Source organism: Bacillus sp. FG16, from assembly GCF_057809515.1.
Genome location: NZ_JBMDKC010000079.1, coordinates 1 through 26,719 on the forward strand (window position 1 = coordinate 1; position 26,719 = coordinate 26,719).

General features: G+C 36.3%; 31 protein-coding genes and 1 pseudogene. 30 read left to right on the plus strand and 2 right to left on the minus strand.

From position 1 onward, the window contains the following. Positions 1–52: 52 nt before the first annotated feature. Positions 53–400, plus strand: a pseudogene (locus ACODS7_RS23360) (alpha-hydroxy-acid oxidizing protein); the annotation flags it as partial. Between the two features lie 285 nt (positions 401–685). Here the strand turns inward: ACODS7_RS23360 and ACODS7_RS23365 are convergent. Continuing rightward, positions 686–820, minus strand: coding sequence for a YpzI family protein (locus ACODS7_RS23365; protein WP_000513902.1), 135 nt, complete (start codon positions 818–820; stop codon positions 686–688). A gap of 117 nt (positions 821–937) precedes the next feature. Here ACODS7_RS23365 and ACODS7_RS23370 point away from each other — a divergent pair, with 117 nt between their 5' ends. From ACODS7_RS23370 to ACODS7_RS23510, 29 genes are all read left to right on the plus strand, one after another. Then, positions 938–1,549, plus strand: coding sequence for a YphA family membrane protein (locus tag ACODS7_RS23370; RefSeq protein WP_016082268.1), 612 nt, complete (start codon positions 938–940; stop codon positions 1,547–1,549). Next, positions 1,542–2,435, plus strand: coding sequence for a YIEGIA family protein (locus ACODS7_RS23375; RefSeq protein ID WP_016082267.1), 894 nt, complete (start codon positions 1,542–1,544; stop codon positions 2,433–2,435). The genes ACODS7_RS23370 and ACODS7_RS23375 overlap by 8 nt, the downstream gene beginning before the upstream one ends. Continuing rightward, on the plus strand, positions 2,432–2,617 hold the full coding sequence (locus ACODS7_RS23380; RefSeq protein WP_016082266.1) for a capping complex subunit for YIEGIA: 186 nt from the start codon (positions 2,432–2,434) through the stop codon (positions 2,615–2,617). Before ACODS7_RS23375 ends, ACODS7_RS23380 begins: the two co-directional genes overlap by 4 nt. 124 nt (positions 2,618–2,741) lie before the next feature. Then, positions 2,742–4,052, plus strand: coding sequence for a ribosome biogenesis GTPase Der (gene der / locus ACODS7_RS23385; protein ID WP_001125890.1), 1,311 nt, complete (start codon positions 2,742–2,744; stop codon positions 4,050–4,052). Between the two features lie 18 nt (positions 4,053–4,070). Further along, on the plus strand, positions 4,071–5,093 hold the full coding sequence (locus tag ACODS7_RS23390; protein WP_016082265.1) for an NAD(P)H-dependent glycerol-3-phosphate dehydrogenase: 1,023 nt from the start codon (positions 4,071–4,073) through the stop codon (positions 5,091–5,093). A 115-nt stretch (positions 5,094–5,208) separates the two neighbouring features. Then, positions 5,209–5,460, plus strand: coding sequence for a stage VI sporulation protein F (locus ACODS7_RS23395; protein ID WP_000369753.1), 252 nt, complete (start codon positions 5,209–5,211; stop codon positions 5,458–5,460). 267 nt (positions 5,461–5,727) lie between these two features. Beyond that, the gene (locus ACODS7_RS23400; RefSeq protein WP_001289004.1) at positions 5,728–5,931 is read left to right on the plus strand and encodes a DUF2768 domain-containing protein; all 204 of its coding nucleotides are present in this window, start codon (positions 5,728–5,730) and stop codon (positions 5,929–5,931) included. A gap of 63 nt (positions 5,932–5,994) precedes the next feature. Next, positions 5,995–6,705: a hypothetical protein gene (locus ACODS7_RS23405; protein WP_029441852.1), complete on the plus strand. Its 711-nt coding sequence runs from the start codon at positions 5,995–5,997 to the stop codon at positions 6,703–6,705. Between the two features lie 245 nt (positions 6,706–6,950). Continuing rightward, positions 6,951–8,429: a stage IV sporulation protein A gene (gene spoIVA / locus ACODS7_RS23410; protein ID WP_016082263.1), complete on the plus strand. Its 1,479-nt coding sequence runs from the start codon at positions 6,951–6,953 to the stop codon at positions 8,427–8,429. 297 nt (positions 8,430–8,726) lie between these two features. Beyond that, positions 8,727–8,999 (plus strand): HU family DNA-binding protein, encoded by a 273-nt coding sequence (locus ACODS7_RS23415; protein WP_001043860.1) that lies wholly within the window; start codon positions 8,727–8,729, stop codon positions 8,997–8,999. Between the two features lie 120 nt (positions 9,000–9,119). Continuing rightward, entirely contained in the window at positions 9,120–9,689 is a 570-nt protein-coding gene (gene folE, locus ACODS7_RS23420; protein ID WP_001151478.1) for a GTP cyclohydrolase I FolE, read from the plus strand. A 183-nt stretch (positions 9,690–9,872) separates the two neighbouring features. Then, positions 9,873–10,607 carry a heptaprenyl diphosphate synthase component 1 gene (locus ACODS7_RS23425; protein WP_029441853.1) on the plus strand — a complete coding sequence of 245 codons (735 nt, stop codon included), beginning with the start codon at positions 9,873–9,875 and terminating at the stop codon, positions 10,605–10,607. Between the two features lie 38 nt (positions 10,608–10,645). Further along, the gene (gene menG, locus ACODS7_RS23430) at positions 10,646–11,359 is read left to right on the plus strand and encodes a 2-heptaprenyl-1,4-naphthoquinone methyltransferase (protein WP_001187668.1); all 714 of its coding nucleotides are present in this window, start codon (positions 10,646–10,648) and stop codon (positions 11,357–11,359) included. Positions 11,360–11,390: 31 nt separating this feature from the next. Beyond that, positions 11,391–12,353, plus strand: a complete 963-nt coding sequence (hepT, locus tag ACODS7_RS23435; protein WP_016082261.1) for a heptaprenyl diphosphate synthase component II — start codon at positions 11,391–11,393, stop codon at positions 12,351–12,353. 124 nt (positions 12,354–12,477) lie between these two features. After that, positions 12,478–12,924 carry a nucleoside-diphosphate kinase gene (gene ndk, locus ACODS7_RS23440; protein ID WP_000415883.1) on the plus strand — a complete coding sequence of 149 codons (447 nt, stop codon included), beginning with the start codon at positions 12,478–12,480 and terminating at the stop codon, positions 12,922–12,924. 277 nt (positions 12,925–13,201) lie between these two features. Beyond that, positions 13,202–14,374, plus strand: a complete 1,173-nt coding sequence (gene aroC, locus ACODS7_RS23445; RefSeq protein WP_016082259.1) for a chorismate synthase — start codon at positions 13,202–13,204, stop codon at positions 14,372–14,374. Further along, positions 14,374–15,459 carry a 3-dehydroquinate synthase gene (gene aroB, locus ACODS7_RS23450; RefSeq protein ID WP_098629015.1) on the plus strand — a complete coding sequence of 362 codons (1,086 nt, stop codon included), beginning with the start codon at positions 14,374–14,376 and terminating at the stop codon, positions 15,457–15,459. Before aroC ends, aroB begins: the two co-directional genes overlap by 1 nt. A gap of 132 nt (positions 15,460–15,591) precedes the next feature. Then, positions 15,592–16,704, plus strand: a complete 1,113-nt coding sequence (gene hisC, locus ACODS7_RS23455) for a histidinol-phosphate transaminase (protein ID WP_016082257.1) — start codon at positions 15,592–15,594, stop codon at positions 16,702–16,704. A gap of 328 nt (positions 16,705–17,032) precedes the next feature. Further along, positions 17,033–18,295, plus strand: a complete 1,263-nt coding sequence (locus tag ACODS7_RS23460; RefSeq protein ID WP_001168671.1) for a tetratricopeptide repeat protein — start codon at positions 17,033–17,035, stop codon at positions 18,293–18,295. A gap of 73 nt (positions 18,296–18,368) precedes the next feature. Further along, positions 18,369–18,905: a ReoY family proteolytic degradation factor gene (locus ACODS7_RS23465; RefSeq protein ID WP_001095925.1), complete on the plus strand. Its 537-nt coding sequence runs from the start codon at positions 18,369–18,371 to the stop codon at positions 18,903–18,905. A 136-nt stretch (positions 18,906–19,041) separates the two neighbouring features. Beyond that, positions 19,042–19,515, plus strand: coding sequence for a YpiF family protein (locus ACODS7_RS23470; RefSeq protein WP_105434158.1), 474 nt, complete (start codon positions 19,042–19,044; stop codon positions 19,513–19,515). A 143-nt stretch (positions 19,516–19,658) separates the two neighbouring features. Beyond that, positions 19,659–20,171 (plus strand): menaquinol-cytochrome c reductase iron-sulfur subunit, encoded by a 513-nt coding sequence (qcrA, locus tag ACODS7_RS23475; protein ID WP_001290418.1) that lies wholly within the window; start codon positions 19,659–19,661, stop codon positions 20,169–20,171. Beyond that, a complete protein-coding gene (gene qcrB, locus ACODS7_RS23480) occupies positions 20,172–20,846 on the plus strand; it encodes a menaquinol-cytochrome c reductase cytochrome b subunit (protein WP_000932700.1) in 675 nt (224 codons plus the stop codon). A 43-nt stretch (positions 20,847–20,889) separates the two neighbouring features. Next, the gene (gene qcrC, locus ACODS7_RS23485; protein WP_000554603.1) at positions 20,890–21,657 is read left to right on the plus strand and encodes a menaquinol-cytochrome c reductase cytochrome b/c subunit; all 768 of its coding nucleotides are present in this window, start codon (positions 20,890–20,892) and stop codon (positions 21,655–21,657) included. 118 nt (positions 21,658–21,775) lie between these two features. After that, positions 21,776–22,366 carry a lipoprotein heptaprenylglyceryl N-acetyltransferase LhaT gene (gene lhaT, locus ACODS7_RS23490; protein ID WP_140163660.1) on the plus strand — a complete coding sequence of 197 codons (591 nt, stop codon included), beginning with the start codon at positions 21,776–21,778 and terminating at the stop codon, positions 22,364–22,366. Positions 22,367–22,391: 25 nt separating this feature from the next. After that, positions 22,392–23,078: a lipoprotein intramolecular transacylase Lit gene (gene lit / locus ACODS7_RS23495; RefSeq protein WP_016082254.1), complete on the plus strand. Its 687-nt coding sequence runs from the start codon at positions 22,392–22,394 to the stop codon at positions 23,076–23,078. A 106-nt stretch (positions 23,079–23,184) separates the two neighbouring features. After that, positions 23,185–23,973, plus strand: a complete 789-nt coding sequence (gene ypjB, locus ACODS7_RS23500) for a sporulation protein YpjB (RefSeq protein ID WP_016082253.1) — start codon at positions 23,185–23,187, stop codon at positions 23,971–23,973. A 101-nt stretch (positions 23,974–24,074) separates the two neighbouring features. Further along, entirely contained in the window at positions 24,075–24,758 is a 684-nt protein-coding gene (locus tag ACODS7_RS23505) for a zinc metallopeptidase (RefSeq protein ID WP_011109966.1), read from the plus strand. A gap of 101 nt (positions 24,759–24,859) precedes the next feature. Further along, entirely contained in the window at positions 24,860–25,501 is a 642-nt protein-coding gene (locus tag ACODS7_RS23510; protein ID WP_088114190.1) for a uracil-DNA glycosylase, read from the plus strand. A gap of 28 nt (positions 25,502–25,529) precedes the next feature. Here ACODS7_RS23510 and ACODS7_RS23515 read toward each other — a convergent pair whose 3' ends face one another. Then, on the minus strand, positions 25,530–26,411 hold the full coding sequence (locus tag ACODS7_RS23515; protein WP_000202121.1) for a YitT family protein: 882 nt from the start codon (positions 26,409–26,411) through the stop codon (positions 25,530–25,532). Positions 26,412–26,719 lie beyond the last annotated feature (308 nt).

Below are 26,719 nucleotides of genomic sequence, written 5' to 3' on the forward strand. Positions count from 1 at the left end.
AGTTCAAATGAACAAAAGTTAATATTGTGTCTATCCTTAAGTTGATGGGCATGGCATACAAACAGCAACCTCGATTATTGAAGCAACCTCTACAAATAATAACCTCTCTTTTATTGCATCTGGGGGTATACAAACAGCGCTTGACGTAGCGAAAGCAATCGCATTAGGGGCGAATACAACTGCATTTGCTGGTTACTTTTTACGTATTTTAATGGAAGATGGTATCGAGAAATTAGTGGATGAAATTGAGTTTCTGCATACAGATTTGAAATTTATTATGGCAGCTCTCGGTGCGAAGACGATAGAAGAGTTGCAATCTGTACCTCTTGTTGTAAAAGGTGAAACATATCATTGGTTAATGCAGCGTGGTATTGATACTGCGCATTATAGTAGGAGATAAAAAATCAACCGTTCGGTTGATTTTTTTGTTTTGTTTTCTTTCTCGTAATAAAAAATGGAATTGGTATTTTATAAAAGTTGTAATTGAAAAAAGGTTAAAAAATGAAGATGATTAGTTACTAGATTTTTGGAGAGGGCTTGATTTTCTAAGGGAAATAGGTGGAGGTAAAAAGAAGTGATAGGAGGATATAGTATACAAAATATTATTTCAATATAAATAAAAAACATTAAAATGATTATGTAAAAGACGGTTTCGTACAATATCGAAACCGTCTTTTTGTATTCATTAGTGCTGGTTTTGTTTTCGAGCTTGCTCTGGTGTATCAAGTCCAGTTGCACCTGGATATTGTAGTGATTGATTACGATCAGATTCAACGCGGCGTGATTCTCGCAGTTTTCGTTCTTGGCGATCTTTACCCATAATGAATAACACCTCCTTGTTAAAAGTGTTGCTGTTATAAGAAAAAACTATGCGTAAATAAAGTGGATTAACTTTCATAAAAAGTTCCCATAATGGAAAACATAGGAGGTGAAGTTGATGGATGGAAGTACTTTTTATTTTATAGCTTGGATAGGGTGGATTGTCGTAACCTTTTTTATGAAAAAGGACCATATTCGGTGGAAGTTAGGCGCTTGTATACTGATTTTTATAATTTGCTCTCCGTTACATGTAACGATTGCCTCATTCATGGTATCAGTAAATGCTCTTTTACTTTGTATTATTTCTTTTATAGGAATCACGCTATATTCTGTTTGGAAAAAATTATATAGCTTACTTTCGGCGCTTATTATTGCAATGTTATATACAAGTTTTCATCTGTTAGAGATATATGATCCGATTTGGATTGTGGTGGATAGAGTTTTTCTGCTAAGTAGTGCTCTTGTGTATGCATCGGTGTTATTGCATGGGGATCGCATACTACGATTATGTTCCCTATATGTAGGGATGTTACAAGGAGAGTTGCTAGTGACATTTATTTTTCGGAAATTGAATTTTCCATATGATTACGGTAGTTTAGCATTTTTTGATATCGTCGCCGTTTCTACATTATTCATGGCAGTATTGTTTTGGATTGCAAAAGCATCAGTATACATGGAACAGTTTAAGAGAAAAACACGTAAAAGAAAGGCGAGGGTAATACATGACTGAATATACACCAGCCATTTTATGCGGCGTAATAGCGGGGACAGTTACAAGGGTGTTAATGCTTCGGACGGATACGCGGCAATATCCGACGAGGCTGCATGGGAAAATTATTCATATCGCAATGGGGTTAATTGCAGCAGCTTTAGGAGCGATTGCAATCCCGTCTATTTTGAAAAAAGATTTTTCTGCCATTACATTTCTTACATTAGCAGCAACGCAATTTCGTGATGTACGTAATATGGAAAGAAATACGCTTCAACAATTAGATGGATATGAGCTCGTACCGCGTGGAAATACATATATTGAAGGAATTGCATTAGTTTTTGAAAGTCGCAACTATTTGGCGATGTTAACGTCGTTTGCAACGACGTTTGCGTATATAGGGTTCCGTTCATGGATTGCTGGAGTAATGATGGCTATAATCGCATTTTTTATTGCGAAAAAATTAATGTCTGGAAAAAGGCTACATGATCTTGTTGAAATTGAGCACGTTCCGCTTCGTTTTGAAGGGGCAGGACTGTATATTGATAATATTTATATTATGAATATTGGATTGCCGGCGAGGCAAGAAGAGATTATGAAATATGGCATGGGGTTTATTTTAAAACCGAAATCAATTGATGCGATGGTGACAATCTCAAATTTAGGGCAACGACAAGCTGTTTTACACGATGTTTCGGTGGCGTTAGGGATTTATAGAGATTCTGGTACGCCAGCGCTTGTACCGTTAGCAAAGCGTGATTTAGAGGATGGCAGGGTTGGAATTTTTGTCTTACCGCAAGATCAAGATGCAGAGAAAGCGATAAGTGTCATAGGAAATGTACCAACGTTAGAAAGTGCTGTCCATATGTCATCGGAAGCCCCGAAAGGAAGGGGAGATAAGAGATGATGTTAGAAAGTGTTATCTTGGCAGTTATTACAACAGCGCCAGAAAAATTTGCAGGTGGTGCTCCTTTATTTGTTTGTGAGTCGACGGAGGAACTAGAATTTGTTGCAAATAATTTAGAAGCAATTTTAGATGGTATTGCGCATCGCTTACAAGAGAATGTATATATTATTGTGAAACATTAGGAACGTGTGTTATAATGTGAGGTGTTTTGATACGTTGAGAAATATTCTGGAATGCAAATCCCTTCTTGCACAAAGAAGGGTTTTTTACATAATAAACAGAAGCAAGTTGAAAGGATGAAAGTATATGCCGAAACCAGTAATAGCAATAGTAGGCCGCCCGAACGTAGGAAAATCTACTATTTTCAATAGAATAGTTGGAGAAAGAGTTTCAATCGTAGAAGATATACCAGGTATAACTCGAGACCGTATTTATAGTGCGGGAGAATGGTTAAATCATGAGTTTAACATTATTGATACAGGTGGAATTGATATTGGAGACGAGCCGTTCTTGACACAAATTCGTCAACAGGCGGAAGTTGCGATTGATGAAGCAGATGTTATCATTTTTATGACGAATGGTCGCGATGGTGTAACTGCAGCGGATGAAGAAGTTGCTAAAATTTTGTATCGTTCTAAAAAACCAATTGTACTTGCGGTAAATAAGGTTGATAATCCAGAAATGCGTAGTGATATTTATGATTTTTATTCATTAGGATTTGGCGAGCCATTCCCGATTTCAGGTACACACGGTTTAGGACTTGGTGATTTGTTAGATGAAGCTGCAAATCATTTTCCAAAGATTGAAGAAGAAGCGTATGACGATGAAACAATCCGTTTCTCTTTAATTGGACGTCCAAACGTAGGGAAATCATCGCTTGTAAATGCACTTCTTGGTCAAGAACGTGTAATTGTAAGTAATATCGCAGGAACGACGCGTGATGCTGTCGATACACCATATAGTAAAGATGATCAAGATTATGTAATCATCGATACAGCTGGTATGCGTAAAAAAGGAAAAGTATATGAAAGTACAGAAAAGTATAGTGTACTTCGTGCACTTAGAGCGATTGAACGTTCTGACGTTGTTTTAGTTGTTTTAGACGGAGAAGAAGGAATTATTGAGCAAGATAAAAAAATCGCTGGATATGCTCATGATTCAGGACGAGCTGTTATTATCGTTGTAAACAAATGGGATGCAGTGAAAAAAGATGAAAAAACAATGAAGGCATTTGAAGAAAACATTCGTGCTCATTTCCAATTCTTGGATTATGCACCGATTGTATTCTTATCTGCAAAAACGAAAAAACGTACACAAACGTTATTACCGGTTATCAATGAGGTAAATGAAAGCCATAGTATCCGTGTACAAACAAACGTATTAAACGATGTAATTATGGATGCGGTAGCGATGAATCCAACACCGACTCATAATGGTAGCCGTCTGAAAATCTTCTATGCGACACAGGTTGCGGTAAAACCACCGACATTTGTTGTGTTTGTAAACGATACAGAATTAATGCACTTTTCATATGAGCGCTTCTTAAAGAATCGTTTACGTGAAGCGTTCGGTTTTGTAGGAACGCCGATTCACATTATTGCTCGAGCAAGAGACTAATGGAGAGGATGTGATTTTATGACAAAAATCACAGTAGTAGGAGCAGGTAGCTGGGGAACAGCGTTAGCGATGGTATTAGCTGACAATGGACATGATGTACGTATTTGGGGAAATCGCCCAGAACTTATGGATGAAATGAATACGAAACATGAGAATAGTCGATATCTCCCAGGCATTACATTGCCAAGCACAATCGTAGCCTACTCTTCTTTAGAAGAAGCATTAGTAGATGTAAATACAGTACTGCTAGTAGTACCGACGAAAGCGTACAGAGATGTATTACAAGAGATGAAAGAAATTGTTACAGAACCGATTACTTGGATTCATGCGAGTAAAGGGATTGAACCTGGTACGTCAAAACGTATTTCGGAAGTGATCGAGGAAGAAATTCCAGAGAACTTAATTAAAGATGTTGTTGTACTGTCTGGACCGAGTCATGCTGAAGAAGTTGGTTTACGACAAGCGACAACAGTTACGTCTGCAGCAAAGCGTATGGAAGCGGCTGAGGAAGTACAAGATTTATTTATGAATAGTTATTTCCGTGTATACACAAATCCAGATATCGTTGGAGTTGAACTTGGTGGTGCGCTAAAAAATATTATCGCATTAGCTGCTGGTATAACTGATGGTCTTGGATTGGGTGATAATGCAAAGGCGGCATTGATGACACGTGGTTTAACAGAGATTGCTCGTTTAGGAAGAAAAATGGGCGGAAATCCGTTAACGTTTGCTGGTCTAACTGGTATGGGAGACTTAATTGTAACTTGTACAAGTGTTCATAGCCGAAATTGGCGCGCTGGAAATATGCTTGGAAAAGGACACTCTCTAGAAGAAGTGTTAGAAAGCATGGGTATGGTTGTAGAAGGTGTAAGAACAACGAAAGCTGCTCATGAATTGGCAGAGAAAATGGAAGTTGAAATGCCGATTACAGCTGCTTTATATGACGTGCTGTTCAATGGGAATAACGTAAAAGATGCGGTAGGTTCATTGATGGGACGTGTTCGAAAACATGAAGTAGAAGCTATACCTGATTTACTGTAAAGAAAAGCGACTGAAGTACATTTGTACTTCTGTCGCTTTTTTATTTTATGGGTCTTTTCACCATTTTTTTATTTTTGCATAGGATGAAGAGTAACTTGAGGAGAGGGTGAAAAGAATGGATAATAACATTTTTAATAATATTGAGAAGGAAGCGAAAGTAAATAAAGAGGATATTTTTAAATTAGCATCATCCGTGCAAAATGCGAATTTACGTGATGAAACTGTACTTCGTCAATTGATTCATCAAGTGGCTCTTATGGCGGGACGTGAAGTGCCGAAAGAGCAAGAGGATCAAATTGTAAAAGCGATTATTAATAATAATATGCCAGCAGATTTTGGCTCGTTAAGCAAAATGTTTAAAAAATAAATTATGAGAAACAAAGAGTTTGTAGATTGCATATGATAGCCATGAAAGAATGGGAATAGAGCTGTTTTTGGGCATATTTGGTCAACCGAAGCGAGAGATACATTCGCTTCGGTTTTATTTTTATCTAGATTGGTGAAAAATACTGAAAAACCTATTGATTAAAGTTACATATTCGCAATTTGTAGTAAAATGTTCTTTTTGTATTTGTTTAAATATTTTAATTTGTTAAAATAGTATAAAAATAGATTAATAAAAAGGGGTGTGTATATGTCAGAAGGGCTTATGAAAATGTGGTTGGCTTTAGGAGCAATTGGATTTATGTTTTTTGCAGTAAGTTTCATTTTATTAAGTAGACATAAAATAAAGAATAAATTTTTGAAAGGGATTACAGCATTAGTAGCGTACACCCTTATGATTGTGTCAGGAATTGTTATTTTTCTTGTTGTATTTAGTGGACCTGTACAGCAGTAATTGGAATGGTCTCGAAAATACTACATACGAGCAAGTTATATTAGTATGAAAAGGTGATTGCTAGTGAAAAAAGTCCATATTATTTTAATATTTTGTTGTATGAGCCTTTTAACGGGGTGTCTGTATCCGAAAGAAAATATGAAACAAAATGCGGTTCCTTATGAAGATCAGCTACAGGTTGTTCAAAAAGCTGTTGTGACATTTAAGGAGCAAAATGATGGGATATTGCCAATTAAGACGAGGGATATGAGTACACCTATTTATCAAAAGTATCCAATTGATTTTCAACAGATTGCTCCGCGCTACATACAAGAAGCACCGGGGAATGCGTATGAAAGTGGAGGGGTATATCAATACGTATTAATAGACGTTGAAACAAATCCAACAGTAAAATTAATTGATGTTAGGATGGCTGAACAAGTTCAGGAACTATCTTTAAAGCTTAGGATGTATCGTGATGAACATCAATATCCACCTTTTAAAAAAGTAATTTCAGATGGTGTATATGAACTGGATTTCAAAAAACTAGGATATAAAGATGTGCCACAAGTGACAAGCCCATATTCTGGTAAGGGACTTCCTTTTGTAATTAATGAAAAAGGAGAAGTTTTTGTTGATTATAGAATCGACTTATATGACGCTTTGAAAAAAAATGAAGGGCAGTTTACGGAGGGAGAAGATATTCGGAATATACTTTTGAAAGCTTCCCCGTTTGTACCAGCTTATTCCTTACCGTACACAGTAAAGGACGGAGAACCAATTTTTTTAAAATGATAAGTCATGAACCTTTCTTTTAGTGAATAAGTTCTAGAAGAAAGGTTTTTTATGTTATACAACTTACGATGCAAACAAAAGATATTTTTTAATAGTCATATGAAATTGGACAAAATTATATGATATATTGTCCGAACTTCTAGAATACCATTATATTATATCAGATATTATAGGCAACGTTAGAGAAGGTATTAGTTGACTATAAACGCGGAATTATTCCCAAAAATTTTGAGGGAGGGAATCACTTGGAAAAGGTAGATATTTTTAAAGATATTGCAGAACGAACAGGCGGTGATATTTATTTTGGAGTTGTAGGAGCTGTTCGAACAGGGAAATCAACATTCATTAAAAAATTTATGGAACTTGTGGTTATTCCAAATATTGAGAATGAGTCTGACCGTCAAAGAGCGCAGGATGAATTGCCTCAAAGTGCTGCTGGTCGTACAATTATGACGACGGAACCGAAGTTTGTTCCAAACCAAGCGGTTTCTATCGAAGTAGATGAAGGGCTTGAAGTGAACATTCGATTAGTAGATTGTGTTGGATATACGGTTCCAGGAGCGAAGGGCTATGAAGATGAGAATGGCCCGCGCATGATTAATACCCCTTGGTATGAAGAACCTATTCCATTCCATGAAGCTGCAGAAATCGGCACGCGTAAAGTAATTCAAGAACATTCAACAATTGGTGTTGTAATTACAACAGATGGAACAATTGGTGAAATTCCAAGAAGAGATTATATAGAGGCAGAAGAACGCGTTGTAAATGAGTTGAAAGAAGTAGGAAAACCTTTCATTATGATAATTAATACGGTACAGCCGTATCATCCAGATACAGAGCAATTACGCCAAAGTTTATCAGAAGAATATGATATCCCGGTTATTGCAATGAGTGTGGAGAGTTTAAGAGAAACAGATGTATATAATGTACTTCGTGAAGCGCTATTTGAATTCCCTGTATTAGAAGTGAATGTGAACCTTCCGAGCTGGGTAATGGTGCTAAATGAAGGGCACTGGTTGCGTCGAAGTTATCAAGAAGCAGTTCAAGAAACTGTGAAGGATATAAAACGTCTTCGTGATGTGGATCGCGTTGTTTGGCAGTTTAGTCAATATGAATTTATTGATCGAGCGAGCCTAGCTGGCATTGATATGGGGCAAGGTGTGGCGGAGATTGATTTATATGCGCCAGATGAATTATATGATCAGATTTTAAAAGAAGTAGTAGGAGTAGAAATTCGAGGGAAAGATCATTTATTGAAGCTTATGCTCGATTTATCTCATGCGAAAATAGAATACGATCAGGTGGCGGATGCACTGCGTATGGTTAAGCAAACAGGATATGGTGTAGCAGCGCCTGCACTAGCGGATATGAGCTTAGATGAGCCAGAAATTATTCGTCACGGTTCAAGGTTTGGTGTGAAGTTAAAAGCGGTAGCGCCATCTATTCATATGATTAAAGTAGATGTAGAGTCAACGTTTGAGCCAATCATTGGTACTGAAAAGCAAAGTGAAGAATTAGTTCGTTATTTAATGCAAGATTTTGAAGATGACCCGTTATCAATTTGGAATTCTGATATATTTGGACGTTCGCTTAGCTCGATTGTTCGAGAAGGAATTCAGGCGAAATTATCCTTAATGCCAGAAAATGCTAGATATAAATTAAAAGAAACGCTAGAAAGAATTATTAATGAAGGATCTGGCGGATTAATTGCGATTATACTATAAGAAAAATCCCTCTCATTGTAGAGGGATTTTTTGTTTTTTCGATTATAAAATAGAAAAATAAACAGTCATTATCTAATACATTGTTGTAAATTGTCAAGTTTCATCAGATTTTCACATTTTCAGAGTAACAATTTCCTTAAAAATATTGAATTATAAGGGAGAATCGTATAATATAGGCGTTGATAATGATTTATCTACATCTTTGTAGTATAGAATTTGTAAAAATTGCCTACAAATGAAAGTAAGACTCATTTTATGATCATTATACAGTCTTATCTTTGGGAGGAGGTGAATGGCATGAACAAGACAGATTTAATCAATGCTGTTGCAGAAGCAAGTTCCCTTTCTAAAAAGGACGCAACAAAAGCAGTAGACGCTGTTTTTGATTCTATCTTAGAAGCTTTAAAACAAGGTGATAAAGTACAACTGATCGGATTCGGTAACTTCGAAGTTCGTGAGCGTGCGGCTCGTAAAGGTCGTAACCCACAAACAGGTGAGGAGATTGAAATCGCTGCAAGTAAAGTACCTGCATTCAAACCTGGTAAAGCGTTAAAAGATGCGGTTAAATAATCCTTACATATTAACAGGGAAGAAGAGTTTCCTTTTTGGGAACTCTTCTTTTTGCTTTTAAAAACATAAATATGCTAGAATGTGTTCGTATCACTTTTAGGTTTTCGGGAGGGCTAGCGGATGGCAAAAGTTAATTTAGAACAAATTGAACATGCAGTACGCCTTATTTTAGAGGCGATTGGGGATGACCCAAATCGTGAGGGAGTACTTGATACACCAAAGCGTGTTGCAAAAATGTACGCAGAAGTGTTCGCAGGTATGCATGAAGATCCGAAAGAGCATTTGCATAAAGTATTCGGAGAAGATCACGAAGAGCTTGTACTAGTAAAAGATATACCATTTTATTCGATGTGTGAGCATCATTTAGTTCCATTCTATGGAGTTGCTCACGTTGCATATATTCCGCAAGGCGGAAAGGTGACAGGGTTAAGTAAATTAGCTCGTACTGTAGATACAATTGCACGTCGTCCACAACTGCAAGAACGTATTACATCAACAGTAGCGAACTCTATTATGGAAGTACTAGAGCCGCATGGTGTAATGGTAGTAGTAGAAGCAGAACATATGTGTATGACGATGCGTGGTGTGAAAAAACCAGGTGCGAAAACAGTAACGACAGCAGTTCGTGGTGTGCTTGAAAATGATGCTGCAGCGCGCAGTGAAATTTTATCGTTTATTAAAACGAAGTAAAGAAAAGCGGGAAACTGCTTTTCTTTTTTTTTTTAGTAAATAAATGATATAGTTTTAGCTAGACAGAGTGAGGTTAGAAAGATTGCTTACATGAATGGTAGGTGTAGCCAAGTTTTGGTTATAGAAAATAGAGTGTATGTGTTATAATAAGTTTTATGAATTAGAAAACAAGGGTGATTTTTTGTGTGTGACATCTACGGAGGGTATGCGGGTATAAAAGAGAAATTGATGGAGAAATTACGCCATCCTTATTTTATAAACTATATTGAAGAACCATTTATTGATGAAGAAAAGATAGCATTGTTATATGGTGCTTTAAAGAGTGCAAACTTACATATAGAACAAATTGAGCATTACGTAGTAACAATTATGCTTGTGCAAATTGCGCTTGATACGCATGAAAGGGTATCAAATAAAGCAGGCGAGGAAGCGATTGAATCGCATAAATGTCGTCAATTAACAGTACTTGCAGGCGATTACTATAGTGGACTATATTATTATTTATTGTCTATGAATCGTGATATTGTTTTAATTCGTGCACTTGCTGAAGGAATTAAAGAGATAAATGAACACAAAATTATGTTATACCAAAAAGCGCATGAAACGACGGGTGACATAATGAAAAGCGTAGTAACGATTGAGTCTGCGCTCCTTCAAAAAACATGTGATCATTTTCATTTATCACATTGGAAGCCATTTATCACATACGTATTAGGTGGAAATCGCCTTCAAAAAGAAATTCAATTGTATGCTGATAAACAACATTCACCTGTTTTTCAAGCGATGCAAGATGCTTTAGGGGATAAAGCAGAAGTAGTGATTAATGGTTGGATGATGGAATTGAGAAAGAAAGAAAAACAATTTTTAGAAAATCACATAGACATAAATGAAATAAATTCTGTGTTAAGGGATAAATAGAAGACATAAGCAATTTTACATTGGAAGAAGGTACGAGCATGCAACAATCAAAAGAAGAAAGAGTACATGACGTATTTGAAAAGATTTCTGATAAATACGATGTGATGAATTCTGTAATTAGTTTTCAAAGACATAAAGCGTGGCGTAAAGAAACGATGCGAATTATGGATGTACAACCTGGCAGTAAAGCGCTTGATGTATGCTGCGGAACCGCAGATTGGACAATTGCGCTAGCTGGAGCGGTAGGTGAGCAAGGAAAGGTTGTTGGCTTAGACTTCAGTGAAAATATGTTATCTGTCGGTAAGCAAAAGGTAGAGGCGTTACAATTAAAACAAGTAGAACTTCTACATGGGAATGCAATGGAGCTTCCGTTTGAAGATAATACGTTTGATTATGTAACGATTGGGTTTGGTTTACGTAACGTACCGGATTATATGCACGTATTAAAGGAAATGACGCGTGTAGTAAAACCAGGTGGAAAAGTAATCTGTTTAGAAACATCTCAACCAACAATGATTGGTTTTCGACAAGGGTATATTTTATACTTTAAATATATCATGCCGTTATTTGGAAAGATGTTTGCGAAAAGTTATAAAGAATATTCATGGCTTCAAGAATCTGCTAGTGCATTCCCAGGGATGAAAGAATTGGCCCAAATGTTTGAGCAAGCTGGACTTGAACGTGTGCAAGTGAAACCATTTACTTTTGGGGTAGCAGCGATGCATTTAGGTATTAAACCAGAATCAAAATAGAAAAAAGAAGTTTTAGGTTAAGGTGAACAATATGAAGTTACAACTTATGTACTCTTTTTTACGATCGGATATTAATGTGATAGAAAAAGAATTAAAAAAGACAGTTGCTTCTGAACAGCCATTAGTAGAAGAGGCAGCATTACAACTTATTGAAGCTGGTGGGAAGCGAATTCGTCCCGTATTTGTGTTGCTTGCAGGGAAATTTGGAGATTATAAGTTAGATGCGATTAAGCATGTTGCTGTTGCGTTAGAGCTTATTCATATGGCTTCTCTTGTTCACGATGATGTTATTGATGCTGCATTTTTACGACGCGGCAGTGCGACTGTGAATGCGAAATGGGGAGATCGTATTGCGATGTATACAGGGGACTATTTGTTCGCTAAGTCTCTTGAATGTATAACAAATATCGAAATCCCAGAGGCGCATCAAGCGTTATCACATACTATTTTAGAAGTCTGTAAAGGTGAAATTGAACAAATTAAAGATAAATACAATTATGACCAAAATTTAAGAACGTATTTAAGAAGAATAAAGCGAAAAACAGCATTATTAATTGCCGCGAGTTGCCAATTGGGAGCGATTGCTGCTGGTGCTAATCGTGATACAGTAAATCGTCTATTTTGGTATGGGTATTTTGTAGGAATGTCTTATCAAATTATTGATGACATTTTAGACTTCGTTTCCACGGAAGAGAAACTTGGAAAACCTGCTGGTGGAGATTTATTACAAGGAAACATTACGCTCCCTGCTTTATATGCGATGGAAGATCCAGTACTTCGTAAGAAAATCACATCTGTACATGAAAATACAACAGCAAGTGAAATGCAAGAAATTATTGATGCTGTAAAAAATAGTACAGCGATCGATAAAGCATTTGCGTTTAGTGAACGTTATTTACATAAAGCTTTAGAAATAATAAAACCACTCCCTCGTGGACAGGCGAAGTATGCATTGCAAAATGTAGCAAAGTATATTGGAAAACGAAAATTTTAATGTTTATTCTAAAAAATAAAATAATCTCTCTATTTCAAAACTATTGCACAATTGTGATAAGGGTGATAATATGTGTGTGGGGATATACAATTACATACATAATTCAGAAGTGGAGAGATTTTTTATGGAAAAAACATTTCTAATGGTAAAACCAGACGGTGTACAACGTGCCTTCATTGGGGAAATTGTAGCTCGTTTTGAGAAAAAGGGCTTTCAATTAGTTGGTGCAAAATTAATGCAAGTCACTCCGGAAATTGCTGGACAACACTACGCTGAGCATAAAGAAAAACCTTTCTTTGGTGAGTTAGTAGACTTTATTACATCTGGACCTGTATTCGCAATGGTATGGCAAGGTGAAGGTGTAGTAGATACAGCACGTAACATGATGGGTAAAACAAGACCACATGAAGCAGCTCCTGGAACAATTCGTGGAGATTTCGGTGTAACTGTTGCGAAAAACATTATCCATGGTTCTGATTCTTTAGAAAGCGCAGAGCGCGAGATTGCTATTTTCTTTAAAGAAGAAGAATTAGTTGACTACTCAAAATTAATGAATGAATGGATTTACTAATTATTTTGAAATAATTTGTAAACGCTTTAATCACTGTGATAATAGTAAAAAGTGCAAGGAGAATAGGGGTATTCTTCTTGCACTTTTTTTATTTTCAATTAGTTACGAAGTTTGAACTGTTATGATATATTGATATTTAAATTAGACCTATTGGAAATATAGAATAAGAAAATGGTCGATTTATGATATAATTTCTTTAATATTTTTAGAATGATAAAAGTTAATATTATTGCTTAATATAGTGAGATAAATACATATACGAAAAGAGGAATAACGTATGCGATATATTACAGCTGGTGAATCTCATGGTCCGCAACTTACAACGATTATAGAAGGTGTTCCAGCAGGATTGTCTTTAGTAGCGGATGATATAAACGAAGAGTTAGCTAGAAGGCAAAAGGGATATGGGCGTGGTAGACGCATGCAAATTGAAACGGATCAAGCGCAAATTGTAAGTGGTGTTAGGCATGGAGAAACATTAGGTTCACCTATTACGCTCGTTGTTGAAAATCGTGATTTTGCACATTGGACAAAAGTTATGGGGGCAGAGCCTTTAACTGAGCAGGAAGAAAAAGAAATGAAAAGGAAAGTGACAAAACCAAGGCCTGGACATGCTGATTTAAATGGTGCGATTAAATATGGTCATAGAGATATGAGAAATGTACTGGAACGTTCGTCAGCGCGCGAAACGACGGTGCGTGTTGCTGCGGGTGCGGTTGCTAAAAAGGTGTTAGCAGAACTTGGTATTAAAGTGGCGGGCCATGTAATTGAAATTGGCGGTGTACAAGCTAAGAAGGTTACGTATAATTCAATTGAAGAGTTAAAGAGTATTACAGAAGTATCTCCTGTACGTTGCTTAGATGACGAAGCTGGTAACCAAATGATGAAAGCAATTGATGATGCGAAAGCAAATGGTGATTCAATCGGTGGAATTGTTGAAGTAATTGTGGAAGGAATGCCAATTGGAGTAGGTAGCTACGTACATTATGATCGAAAACTGGATGCGAAATTAGCAGCTGCAATTATGAGTATTAATGCTTTTAAAGGTGTTGAGATTGGAATTGGTTTTGAAGCAGCACATAGACCGGGAAGTGAAGTTCATGATGAAATTCTGTGGAATGAGGAGCATGGGTATACACGAAGAACAAATAATGCAGGTGGATTAGAAGGCGGTATGACGACTGGAATGCCAATTGTTGTGCGCGGTGTGATGAAACCGATACCTACACTTTATAAACCTCTTCAAAGTGTAGATATTGGTACGAAAGAGCCTTTTACAGCGAGCATTGAACGTTCAGATAGTTGTGCAGTGCCAGCAGCTAGTGTCGTTGCAGAAGCGGTTGTGGCTTGGGAATTAGCGACAGCTTTAATAGAACAATTCGGATTAGATCGTATGGAACTAATTCGTGAAAATATTGAGAAACATAATGAATATGCGAGGGGATTTTAATGGAAAACATACATATTCAAACGAAATCAAAAGAATATGATGTACATGTTGGTAAAGAAGCGTTGTCATACTTAACAACGATCGTTCAAAATATGCAGCCAGCGGTATCTAACGTAATGATTATTTCAGATGAATCTGTTGCATCACTACATTTACAGACAGTTATCGATGCATTACAAGTAGAGCAGGACGTGTTTTCGTTTGTTGTACCAAGTGGCGAAAAAGAGAAGTCTTTCGAAAATTTCTATGCGGCTCATACGTCAGCTCTTGAAAATAAATTGGATAGAAATTCTTTAATTCTTGCACTTGGAGGCGGAATGATTGGAGATTTAGCTGGTTTTGTTGCTGCGTCGTTTATGCGTGGTATTCGCTTTGTGCAGGTTCCGACGACTTTATTAGCGCACGATAGCGCAGTAGGTGGGAAAGTAGCAATTAATCATCCGTTAGGTAAAAATATGATTGGTGCATTCCATCAGCCAGAAGCAGTTGTATATCATACACCGTTTTTACAGTCTCTTCCTGAAAAAGAGTGGCGTTCAGGTTATGCAGAGGTGATAAAGCATGCTCTTATTGGTGATGTGGAGCTATATCATTGGTTAAAAGAAGAAGTACAGACATTAGCGGATCTTCGTGATGAGAAGTTAATTCATATATTAACGAAGGCGATTCCTGTAAAGGCAAATGTTGTATCACAAGATGAAACAGAGAAGGGTGTACGTGCCCATTTGAACTTTGGACATACGTTAGGACATGCTCTTGAAAAAGAGCTAGGTTATGGAAATATTACTCACGGTGACGGCGTAGCAGTTGGAATGTTATTCGCCATATTTTTAAGTGAGCAAGTGTACAAGGTTAATCTTGCTTATGAAGATATAAAGCAGTGGTTCTTGAAATACGGCTATCCAAAAATGCCAAGAGATTTGAATGTAGAGCGCCTCGTTCAATTGATGAAACAAGATAAGAAAGCAAATGCAGGAGCAATTCATATGGTGCTTATGCAGGAATATGGGGTAGTGAATGTCGTATCTATTTCAGATGAGACTGTTCATATTGCGTTAGAGGCATTTCAAAAAGATATGGTTTAAAATGATAGCGAAGTGCTGTGAAGTGCTCATTTAGAGGTATTCTCGTAATAGTGACGGTTATGATAAAAGATTACAGTAAGGGGCTAAAACTGTATTGTAATCAAATTGAATGAAATGACTGGGGGAAGAAAAATGAGAGTGAAAGAGCAATTGTTAACTTTGAGAGCGTATGTGCCTGGGAAAAACATTGAAGAAGTAAAAAGGGAATATGGATTATCGAAAATTGTGAAATTAGCATCGAACGAAAATCCATTCGGTTGCTCAGCGCGTGTGACAGAAGCATTAACTTCTTTAGCGAGCCAATATGCCCTTTATCCAGATGGATATGCCTTCGAAATTCGGACAAAAGTAGCGGAACATTTAGGTGTAAAAGCAGAACAACTACTATTTGGTAGTGGATTAGATGAAGTCATTCAAATGATTAGCCGAGCGTTACTACATGAAGGAACAAACGTTGTAATGGCGAATCCTACGTTTTCACAATATCATCACCATGCTGTTATTGAAGGAGCAGAAGTTCGTGAAGTATCACTTAAAGATGGTATTCACGATTTAGATGCAATGCTAGAGCAAGTAGATGATAAAACGAAAATTGTATGGATTTGTAATCCGAATAATCCGACAGGTACATATGTTGAGAAACAAAAATTACTTTCATTTTTAGAATCAGTTCCTAAGTCGGCTCTCGTTATTATGGACGAAGCATATTATGAATACGCGGACGCAGAAGACTATCCGCAAACACTACCACTTCTTGAAAAGTATGAAAATCTTATGGTTTTACGCACGTTTTCAAAAGCATATGGTTTAGCTGCTTTTCGTATCGGATATGCGATTGGGGATGCGAAGTTAATCGGACAGCTAGAAGTAGCGAGGTTACCATTCAATACATCAACTGTAGCGCAATCTGTAGCACTCGCTGCATTAGAAGATCAAGCCTTTTTACAAGATTGTGTGCAAAAGAATGCTGAAGGTCTAAATCAGTATTATGCATTTTGTAAAGAATATAACGTATTCTATTATCCATCTCAAACAAATTTCATTTTCTTAAAACTTGGTATACCGGGTAATGAAGCTTTCGAACGATTAATGAAAAAAGGATATATCGTTCGTTCTGGTGCTGCATTTGGTATCGATGATGGTATTCGTATTACTGTCGGTTTGAAAGAAGAAAATGATGAAATTATAGAGTTGCTGAAAGAGCTTGTAAATGAGCAAGTACAGAAAGAAGAAACATATTCTTAAGAGATTGTGAAGGCTCCTATTATAGGAGCCTTTTTTATCGTATTAAAAATAAAGATTGAAGTCTGGTATTTAAGTTGTTCTGTAAATCACGGTTTGTATAGCTTGATAATTAGTGAGAGAAGTTATTTGCACGGTCATAAAAGAAAGCGGTACAATAGAAGATGATGATAGGGTATCGGTGTCATATCCGAACCTTTTGAACAATTACCTATTCTGTAAGAAGAAGTATAAGAAGAAGCATGCTCATTCTAAAGGTTGCGTTCTAACAGTGAGTTGCTTATGATAAATGAACAGAAGAGAATATTTTTTAGAATTAAAGGAGACGTTTATGCAAAAGTTTGAACAAGCTGTTTCATATATTGAAAATGGTGAGGCGGAAAAAGGATTACAATTATTAAAAGAACAATTAAAAATTGCAAATGATGAAGAGAAGTATGATATCGCTCGTTACTATCATACACTTGGATTTACAGATGAGGCATTAGCGATTACTGAAGACTTACGTTTACTGTATCCGGAAGAAAGTGAATTCACTGTATTTTTAGCAGAATTATATATTGATCTAGATAAAGAAGATGAAGCGATTGAAGTACTTCATGATATTCCAGAAAATGACGATTTATATGTTCAATCTTTATTACTTGTTGCAGATTTATTCCAAATGCAAGGTTTTGATGATGTAGCAGAGCAAAAACTATTAAAGGCGAAAGAAATGATGCCTGATGAACCTGTTATTACATTTGGGTTAGCAGAATTATATAGTAGTAAAGGTGAAGAACAAAAGGCAATTACTTATTATGAATCGCTATTAGCGGAACATAAAGTAATGGGTGGTGTTGTGATCGCACTTCGTCTCGCAGAAACGTTAAGCGCAATCGGAAACTGGGAAGAGGCAATTTCTTATTATGAAGCAGGCCTAGAGGAACAAAAAGATATTCACTCATTATTTGGATATGCCTTCACATTATATCAAGGTGAAGAATATCAGAGAGCAATTGGTGCTTGGCAAGAACTAAAAGAATTAGACCCTGAGTACGCATCACTGTACATGTATTTAGCGAAAAGCTATGAAAAAGAAGGGATGCTTCAAGAAAGCTATGAAACGCTTCATGAAGGAATTAAAGTAGATGAGCTTTCAGTTCCGTTTTATGTAGAGTTAGCGAACATTGCGGCGAAATTAGGAAAAATAGTAGAAGCAGAGGAAGTTCTTCAAAAAGCGCTTGAGTTAGATCCAGGACATTTAGGCGCAACATTAAAATATGCGTATATCTTAAAAGAACAAGAAAAGTACGAAGAGTTAATTGCAATTGTAGAGCGTGCTATTGATAGTGGAGAACCAGATACACAACTACTTTGGGACCTTGCGTATGCAAAAAAACAATTAGAAATGTATTCGGATGCATTAAAACACTATGAAAGTGCATATACTTCTTTTAAGAATCATCCAGACTTCTTAGAAGAATACGGTTATTTCTTATTGGAAGAAGGAAAGCGAAAAGAGGCGAAAGAAGTATTTACCCAGTTATTACAACTAGACCCGACACAAATTCATATTGAAGAGTTGTTATATAATTTAGAGGATTTTTCATAAGTTGGAAGGAAACTGAATGCCGCTTCTTGAATCTAAAAAGAAAAGAGAAAGACAGAGGAGGGACTTAATTGCTATGAATACCCCTGTTTCTGTAAACGAGAAGAAGGATTTTGTAAAATGGTTTTTGAATAATTACCAACTGAAACAGCGTGAATGTGTATGGATTCTGAATTATTTAATGAGTCACGATCAATTAATGCATAAAGTCCACTTCGTAGAGCATGCAAAATATTGTCCGCGTGGCTTAGTGATGTCAGCGAATTGTGTGAAAGACACACCGTTTCACTTTTTTAAACAAAATGTTATGACAACAGATGCTGAAAAATCGTTTCATGATATTCGTTTAAATCGAGATGAGGATATTTATATTCAACTCAACTTTAAATCATCGTTTCAAAATGCGAATTATGTAGCTGTATTAGAAGAAAACCCATATCTACCAAAGCATATTGAAGTAAATGAAAAAGATCGTTTGCTTGCAGAAAGGTTTTTGGAAGAAAGTGTATTTTCGTTTAGGAGAGAACGCCTTTTGAAACAAATTGATGAAGCGTTAGATAAGCAAGATAAGGAAGCGTTTCATAGATTAACGGCAGAGTTAAAGACTTTATAGAATTTATTTGGATTAATAATTTTTTACAAATTTCAGACTTTTATCAAGAAAAACTACCTATATTGGGTAGTTTTTCTTTTTTTACCTCTTTTAGTATGGTTTAATATATATAAAGTGAAAGTTCTGTCATTTGTAAGTGAAGGAGGGAAGGAATTTGAAGTGGATTGTAAAAGATGTGGAACAGTTTGAGCAAGCAAGAGAGTATGTTGATACAGGAGTAATACCGCTTTTATCAATTTCGGCAGCAAAAGAAATGAAAATGGTTGTAGAACAAGGTGAATTTATAGAATTGTTGAGTATGGAATTGGAAAGAGAGTATAAAGGCAGGGTGCTTTTACTGCCTGCGTTTACGTATTTAGTAGAAAGTCAAAAGAATGAAAAAGGTCGTTTGCAAGAATGGACAAATCATTTACGAAGCGAAGGTTTTAAGCATATTGCTTATGTTACAAGTGATTTTTCATGGAAAGAGGATATACAAGAGTTACAGGGAGATTTATTTTGGTTTCCTTCATTAGCACTAGAACAATTTAGTGATCAAGCAAAAAGAGAAGTTATTCATGCACATATAAAAAATATAATGGTGATGTTGGAAGATAAGTGGGGAAACTAACAATAAACAGAAAGTTCTTATTATTATGAGTAGTATGATATTGACCTGTGCATGAGCGTATTATATCATGATAGTGTCCTAGTTTTTATTTTTTATATAATTTATCACGAGGGGACAATTTCTGATAGAGGGGGGAAATTTTCGTGAGCGAGAAAGAACATCGCGTGTCAAGAAGACAATTTTTAAATTACACACTCACAGGGGTAGGAGGCTTTATGGCTGCCGGTATTTTAATGCCGATGACGCGATTTGCGCTTGATCCGGTGTTAAGAAAAGAAGCCGGAACAGATATGGTTGCTGTTGCGCAAGTAAAGGATATTACAACAGAGCCGAAGCGTTTCGATTTTAAAGTGAAGCAGGTTGATGGTTGGTACAAGTCTGAAGAACCAAAATCGGCTTGGGTTCATAAAGATGAAAGCGGAGACATTGTTGCGTTCTCTCCAGTATGTAAACATTTAGGATGTACAGTTAACTGGAATTCGGACAAAGCACATCCGAATCAATTCTTTTGCCCATGTCATGGGGGGCGTTATACAAAAGATGGGATTAACATTAAAGGTACGCCACCCCTTGCTCCGCTTGATGTGTACGAGTCTAAAGTGAAAGATGGAACGCTGTATCTAGGAAAAGCGAAGCCAAGAGGGGGTGCAAAGTAGATGTTAAATAAAATTTATGATTGGGTAGATGAAAGATTAGATATTACACCGATATGGCGTGATATCGCTGATCATGAAGTACCTGAACATGTAAACCCGGCACATCACTTTTCTGCATTCGTCTATTGCTTTGGAGGACTTACTTTTTTCGTTACTGTAATTCAAATTTTATCTGGAATGTTTTTGACGATGTATTATGTGCCTGATATTAAAAATGCTTGGGAATCAGTTTACTATCTACAAAATGAAGTTGCTTATGGGCAAATTGTTCGTGGTATGCACCACTGGGGTGCTAGTCTCGTAATTGTAATGATGTTTTTACATACACTCAGAGTTTTCTTCCAAGGTGCGTATAAAAAGCCCCGTGAGTTAAACTGGATTGTTGGTGTTCTTATTTTCTTTGTTATGTTAGGTCTTGGTTTTACCGGATATTTATTACCGTGGGATATGAAAGCTTTATTCGCTACAAAAGTAGGGATTCAAATTGCAGAGCAAACACCGCTCATTGGTCCTTATATTAAAACATTACTCGCTGGTCATTCCGAAATTGTTGGCGCTCAAACATTAACTCGCTTCTTTGCTATTCACGTCTTCTTCTTACCAGCAGCACTTCTAGGTTTAATGGCCTTCCACTTCATCATGATTCGCAAACAAGGTATTTCCGGTCCACTATAAGAGATTGCTAAATTAAAGGGGAAAGAACTAAAGGAGGGAGATTATGCATCGCGGCAAAGGGATGAAGTTTGTAGGAGATTCTCGGGTACCAGTAGCTCGGAAACCAAATATTCCAAAAGACTATTCTGAATACCCAGGGAAAACAGAAGCATTTTGGCCGAACTTCTTGTTAAAAGAATGGATGGTTGGTGCAGTTTTTTTAATCGGTTATTTATGTTTAACAGTGGCGCATCCGTCGCCGCTTGAGAGAATGGCGGATCCAACAGATGCTGGGTATATACCACTTCCAGATTGGTATTTCTTATTCTTGTATCAGTTATTAAAGTATTCTTATGCTTCTGGTTCATTTACTGTAATTGGAGCGTTTATTATGCCAGGGATTGCGTTTGGTGCATTACTGTTAGCTCCATTTCTTGATCGAGGTCCAGAAAGACGTCCATTGAAGCGTCCTGTAGCAACTGGATTTATGCTTTTAGCAATTGCTTCGATTATCTTTTTAACTTGGGAATCTGTAGCACACCACGACTGGGAAGCTGCAAAAAAACAAGGAGCAATTGTAAAAACAGCGCCAGTTGATAAAAATGATGATGGCTATAAATTAATGCAAAAAAATACTTGTTTAACATGTCATGGTGACAATTTACAGGGCGGAGCGGCAGCACCGGCACTGCAAAACTTAACTTTAAAGCCAGAAGAAATTGCTAAAATTGCGAAAGAGGGAAAAGGTTCCATGCCTAAAGGTGTATTTAAAGGTACGGATGAGGAACTGAAGAAGCTCTCGGAATTCGTTGCAAAGTATAATAAAAAATAATAAAAAGCTGACTACAAAATTTGTAGTCAGCTTTTCTATTTAGTTGGATGAAGTTTGTTATAATAGAGTAGGATTTAGTGAATGAATTACTTTTCTTGAAAGGTGTTGGACATACAGATTGGTGTACTTGTATGCAATGTTAAGACAACGATCGGTATTATTATTTTTATTAATTGTTAACATATTAGGTACAATTTACGGATTTATATGGTACGGAAATCAATTGAAAGAAACGTCACCTATATTTTGGCCGTTTGTACCAGATAGTCCTATGGCGAGTCTCTTTTTTGTCTTTGTTTTAATTGCTTTTTTGACAAAGAGAAACTGGGGATTAATAGAAGCGTTAGCGATTGTTACTTTAATAAAATATGGTATTTGGGCTGTTGTTGTAAACGCAATTATGATTTACGTAAAAGGTCCTATTGGCCTTATGGGCTACATGTTAATGCTTTCGCACTTTGCGATGGCAGTGCAAGGTTTTTTATATGCTCCATTTTACCGTATAAAAAAATGGCATTTTATAGTAGCGGGTGTGTGGACGTTGCATAACGATGCAATTGATTATTTATTTTGGCAAATGCCGCGATATGGAATTATGCATTTGTTTGTAGAGGGAATTGGTTATTTTACGTTTTGGTTAAGCATTGCTGTACTATGTATTACATATTATTGTTGCTTACGTGAGCATAGGAAACAATTTTCTTTATGATGGTTAGAACTTTTAGGGGGAGAACATGGAGAAAAATAAGAGTGGTACAAAAATATTGGATCGATTGATTACTTTAGTTGTTTCATATAGCATAGCATTTTCTATTTTTGCACTCGCAACAACGGCAGTTGTGTATGGAAAATGGCTGTATTATTTTGAAATTGATTTTTTAAATATTCCTGATTTAGCGGATATGACGAAGGATGAAATTAAAAGAAATTACGATGTGCTTATTACATATTTATCCCCGTTTTATGACGGAGCATTACATTTACCAACATTAGATATGTCTACAAATGGCCGTATTCATTTTGTAGATGTTAAAAATATTTTAGTAAAGATTCAATATGTGATGTATGCGACAATTATGATTGCAGTGATAGGCGGAATTTATTTATTAAAAAAGAAAAATGAAAAGTTTTTACTGCACGGATCGATTTTAACAATCATTTTTCCGATAGCGCTTATGTTACCAATCGCTATTAATTTTGAAAAGAGCTTTGTATTATTCCATAAGTTTTTATTCAGTAATGATTATTGGATGTTTGATATTGAAACGGATCCAGTTATATTAATGCTACCAGAGGAGTTCTTTATGCATGCTGCGTGTGCTATTTTATTATTCATTTTAGGTGGTAGTATACTTTGTTATAGCTTATATAGATATTTCGTAAAAAAGAAAAGGGTGTCAAAGAAAAAATTCTCTGCTTAAAGAGAATTTTTTCTTTGTAAAACGATAATATATTTTTCGGTTCAGTTCTGTTCTATTCTTGTCCAAATTAACATATTTTGTACTAGTAGTTATAGGGGGGACCGGGATGAAGAGAACATTAATTGGATTGATAGCATTTCTAATTATAATGTTTCCGTTACGTATATATGCTGAAGAGTGGAATGAGCTAACAGGGTTGTTAGACGACTCGTTACAGTTAGTGAAGCGTAATGAAGATGAAAAAGCAGTACAAGTATTACAACTTTTCTCGGAGCAATTTTTAATGAAGGGGAATGAAAAGAAGCAGGAAGTAACACCAGATCAAGTTAGAGTTATTTCTTTAGCTTACGACAAGGCACAGCAATCGCTCTCTGAAGAAGGCTTAGGTAAGCAAGCTAAAATGGATAATGTGTTGGCATTACAACTTGCTGTTGACGCGCAAGTATCGAAGTATCAACCGCTTTGGATGGAAAGAGAAAGAAAAGTAATGGATGCCTTTTCTCAAATGGAAAAAGCGATGGAAAAAGAAGATACTGGGCAGTTTCAACAAACATTAAATACATTTTTAAATGAATTCAATATTATTTATCCAAGTTTAATGATTGCTTTGCCAGAAAACGAGGTACAGCGTGTAAATGTTCATTTATCTTATTTGGATGAATTTCGTAACGTTATGTTAAAAACGAAAGGTGGCCAAATGCAATTAGGGATTATTAAAGGGGATTTGCAAAAGATATTTCACACAGTAAAAAAGGATGAAATTGCACCTTCTCTCATTTGGTTTATGACAATTACTGGGGGACTTATTTTATTCACATTAACTTATGTTGGATGGAGAAAGTATAAAGGAGAGAGAGAAAAAAGAAAAAGTAATGTGCATTCTAAAAATAGATAATGTAATAAGTAAAGATATGGATTGTAAGGTTTATTCATTGACAATAGTGGCAGAAGAAAATAGAATGAGAAGTACTATAATTAAAACTTCAATGGAGGTTCATGATGTTTTATTTAATTTACTTCGCGATCATAATGATCATACCGTTGTATGCACAGTCAAGAGTACGAAGTGCCTATAGCAAGTATTCACAAGTTTATTCAACATCAGGTATGACAGGAGCGGAAGTGGCTCGAAAAATTTTAGATGAAAATGGACTATACAACGTAGCTGTGGAAGAAACACCAGGTCATTTATCAGACCATTATGATCCAACGGCCAAAACGGTTCGATTATCAACAGATAACTATTATGGTCATTCAGTTGCTGGTACAGCAGTTGCAGCACATGAAGTAGGACACGCAATTCAAGATGCGCAAGATTATAACTTTATGCGTATTCGTCATTCGTTAGTTCCTGTGGCGAATTTTGGATCGAATATATCATGGGTATTTATTATGATTGGTATATTTGCGACAATGTCGAAACTATTGTTATTAGGAATTATTTTAATGGCTGCAGGTGTTGTGTTCCAACTTGTTACATTACCAGTTGAGTTCGATGCTTCAAAGCGTGCAATGCAACAAATTGAAGCGTTAGGTATCGTATCAACAGATGAATATGGCCAAGCTCGTAAAGTATTAAATGCAGCAGCATTAACATATGTAGCAGCTGCAGCTGTAGCGGTATTTGAATTATTACGTCTCGTATTAATGTATACTGGTATGCAGCGTAGCGACGACTAAAGACTATCAATTTTGATAGTCTTTTTTTGTTGTGTGGATTGAATTATATAATGTATTGCAAATAGAAATAATAGAAGTAATGCGGAAAGGCGGTGGGGGAAATGAAATATCCAGACCATTTAGTAAAACAAGTGAAAGAGCGTAGTGCTCCTTATCAACTAGAAGGTTTTTTAAGTGGACAAGGTCCTGAAAATCCCAAATTTATGTTGTTAGGAGAAGCGCCTGGTGAAACAGAAATTCATAATGGGATTCCGTTTAGCGGGAGGTCGGGAAAACAATTAATGGTTTTTTTAGATCGTATTCACGTTACAAGGAAAGAAGTATATATTACGAGCGCTGTTCGGAGTAGACCTTATAAATGGCGAGAGAAAAAAGAACGAAATGGTGAAAGCATACAAAAAAAGTATAATAGAACGCCAAATCAAGGAGAAATAGTTGCCCATGCGCCTTTGTTAGATTATGAATTAGAGAAAATAAATCCGAGGCTTATCGTCACGCTTGGAAATATCGGTCTTCAACGTTTAACAGGAAAAAATAAAAAAATCACAGATGTACACGGGCAATTATTAAAACAGCCCATTCAAAAATTAAAGGATATGCAAAGTGCAGAGTTTACATGGTCAGAGAATGAATATCATGTTTTTCCAACTTTTCATCCAGCTTCCATTTTTTATAATCGGAGTTTATTGGAGCTTATTTATGAGGATTTGGAGAAGCTTAAAAGACTTGTAATAAAAAACTAGAAAAGCTAAGGCGCTTTTCTAGTTACATTTAATTATGTAAAGGGTTTTTATTTTCATCTAACGTAAATCCTTCACCAACTACATCATGTACATCACTTACAGCGACAAAAGCATGAGGATCTACAGAAGTAATGATATTCTTTAATTTCACGATTTCATTTTTAGCAACAACGCAATACAGTACGTTACGTTCCACTTTTGTATACGATCCAACAGCCTTTAAAAAGGTTGCTCCGCGCTCCATTTCAGATAAAATTTTGGCAGCAATTTCATCATTTTTCTCTGAGATAATAGTCGCTCCTTTGGCGGCATAGGCTCCTTCTTGCATAAAATCAATGACTTTAGCCCCGATAAAAACAGCAACTAACGTATACATACCCTCGCGGTATGATAAATAGGTAAGAATAGAGACGACGATAACGACAGCATCGAACATAAACATCGTTTTACCCATACTCCAGCCAACATATTTGTGAGCTAGTCGTGCGATAATATCTACACCGCCAGTAGTCCCGCCATATTTAAATATTATCCCAAGGCCGATACCGATAAATGCCCCGGCGAATAAAGCTGCGAGTGTCATATCATTTTGCAAGTTTAAATGTAAGTTGAGTACTTCGTAACGCTGGAAAATCCATAGAAATAAAGATACGCTAAAGGTGCCAATTAATGTATATAAAAATGTCGTTCTGCCAAGTAACCTCCAACCAATAAAAAATATAGGGATATTTAAAATTAAGTTTGAGTAGGAAGGATCAAACTTAAATAAAAAATACAATAATAGTGTAATACCAGTAAACCCACCCTCTGCAAGGTGGTTTTCAATATTGATATTGACAATACCGAAAGAAAATATAGCGGAACCGATTAAAATAAAAATAATATTTCGCATCTTCAATTTTGATGTCATATAGAAATCCCCCTAATTATGTAATGATTATATTGCTCCGCTGAAACGGTAAAACATAATAAGTAATTTCTAGTTGCTAGTGAAAATAGTAAGAGCCCGATTGGTATGGGCTGATCTTTTGGGAAAAGCACGCAAAAGAAGTTTCACTTTACCCCGTTCCAACGGCTGGTAGGAGATAAAGCTCTGAAGAAAGGCGACCCAGCCGTAGGAACCTGATTGGTGTGGGCTAATCTTTTGCAAAAAGCGCAAAAGAAAGTTTCACTTTACCCCGTTCCAACGGCTGGTAGGAGATAAAGCTCTGAAGAAAG

Bases quoted from the DNA above. Each gene is read 5' to 3' on its own strand.
- ACODS7_RS23415 (WP_001043860.1), top strand. From the start codon at position 8,727: ATGAACAAGACAGATTTAATCAATGCTGTTGCAGAAGCAAGTTCCCTT.
- ACODS7_RS23515 (WP_000202121.1), bottom strand. From the start codon at position 26,411: ATGACATCAAAATTGAAGATGCGAAATATTATTTTTATTTTAATCGGT.
- aroB (WP_098629015.1), top strand. From the start codon at position 14,374: ATGGAAAACATACATATTCAAACGAAATCAAAAGAATATGATGTACAT.
- ACODS7_RS23380 (WP_016082266.1), top strand. From the start codon at position 2,432: ATGATGTTAGAAAGTGTTATCTTGGCAGTTATTACAACAGCGCCAGAA.
- ACODS7_RS23510 (WP_088114190.1), top strand. From the start codon at position 24,860: ATGAAATATCCAGACCATTTAGTAAAACAAGTGAAAGAGCGTAGTGCT.
- lit (WP_016082254.1), top strand. From the start codon at position 22,392: ATGGAGAAAAATAAGAGTGGTACAAAAATATTGGATCGATTGATTACT.
- aroC (WP_016082259.1), top strand. From the start codon at position 13,202: ATGCGATATATTACAGCTGGTGAATCTCATGGTCCGCAACTTACAACG.
- ndk (WP_000415883.1), top strand. From the start codon at position 12,478: ATGGAAAAAACATTTCTAATGGTAAAACCAGACGGTGTACAACGTGCC.
- der (WP_001125890.1), top strand. From the start codon at position 2,742: ATGCCGAAACCAGTAATAGCAATAGTAGGCCGCCCGAACGTAGGAAAA.
- ACODS7_RS23505 (WP_011109966.1), top strand. From the start codon at position 24,075: ATGATGTTTTATTTAATTTACTTCGCGATCATAATGATCATACCGTTG.
- qcrC (WP_000554603.1), top strand. From the start codon at position 20,890: ATGCATCGCGGCAAAGGGATGAAGTTTGTAGGAGATTCTCGGGTACCA.
- menG (WP_001187668.1), top strand. From the start codon at position 10,646: ATGCAACAATCAAAAGAAGAAAGAGTACATGACGTATTTGAAAAGATT.
- ACODS7_RS23395 (WP_000369753.1), top strand. From the start codon at position 5,209: ATGGATAATAACATTTTTAATAATATTGAGAAGGAAGCGAAAGTAAAT.
- folE (WP_001151478.1), top strand. From the start codon at position 9,120: ATGGCAAAAGTTAATTTAGAACAAATTGAACATGCAGTACGCCTTATT.
- ACODS7_RS23390 (WP_016082265.1), top strand. From the start codon at position 4,071: ATGACAAAAATCACAGTAGTAGGAGCAGGTAGCTGGGGAACAGCGTTA.
- hisC (WP_016082257.1), top strand. From the start codon at position 15,592: ATGAGAGTGAAAGAGCAATTGTTAACTTTGAGAGCGTATGTGCCTGGG.
- ACODS7_RS23365 (WP_000513902.1), bottom strand. From the start codon at position 820: ATGGGTAAAGATCGCCAAGAACGAAAACTGCGAGAATCACGCCGCGTT.
- qcrB (WP_000932700.1), top strand. From the start codon at position 20,172: ATGTTAAATAAAATTTATGATTGGGTAGATGAAAGATTAGATATTACA.
- hepT (WP_016082261.1), top strand. From the start codon at position 11,391: ATGAAGTTACAACTTATGTACTCTTTTTTACGATCGGATATTAATGTG.
- ACODS7_RS23370 (WP_016082268.1), top strand. From the start codon at position 938: ATGGATGGAAGTACTTTTTATTTTATAGCTTGGATAGGGTGGATTGTC.
- ACODS7_RS23400 (WP_001289004.1), top strand. From the start codon at position 5,728: ATGTCAGAAGGGCTTATGAAAATGTGGTTGGCTTTAGGAGCAATTGGA.
- ACODS7_RS23465 (WP_001095925.1), top strand. From the start codon at position 18,369: ATGAATACCCCTGTTTCTGTAAACGAGAAGAAGGATTTTGTAAAATGG.
- ACODS7_RS23460 (WP_001168671.1), top strand. From the start codon at position 17,033: ATGCAAAAGTTTGAACAAGCTGTTTCATATATTGAAAATGGTGAGGCG.
- ACODS7_RS23375 (WP_016082267.1), top strand. From the start codon at position 1,542: ATGACTGAATATACACCAGCCATTTTATGCGGCGTAATAGCGGGGACA.
- ypjB (WP_016082253.1), top strand. From the start codon at position 23,185: ATGAAGAGAACATTAATTGGATTGATAGCATTTCTAATTATAATGTTT.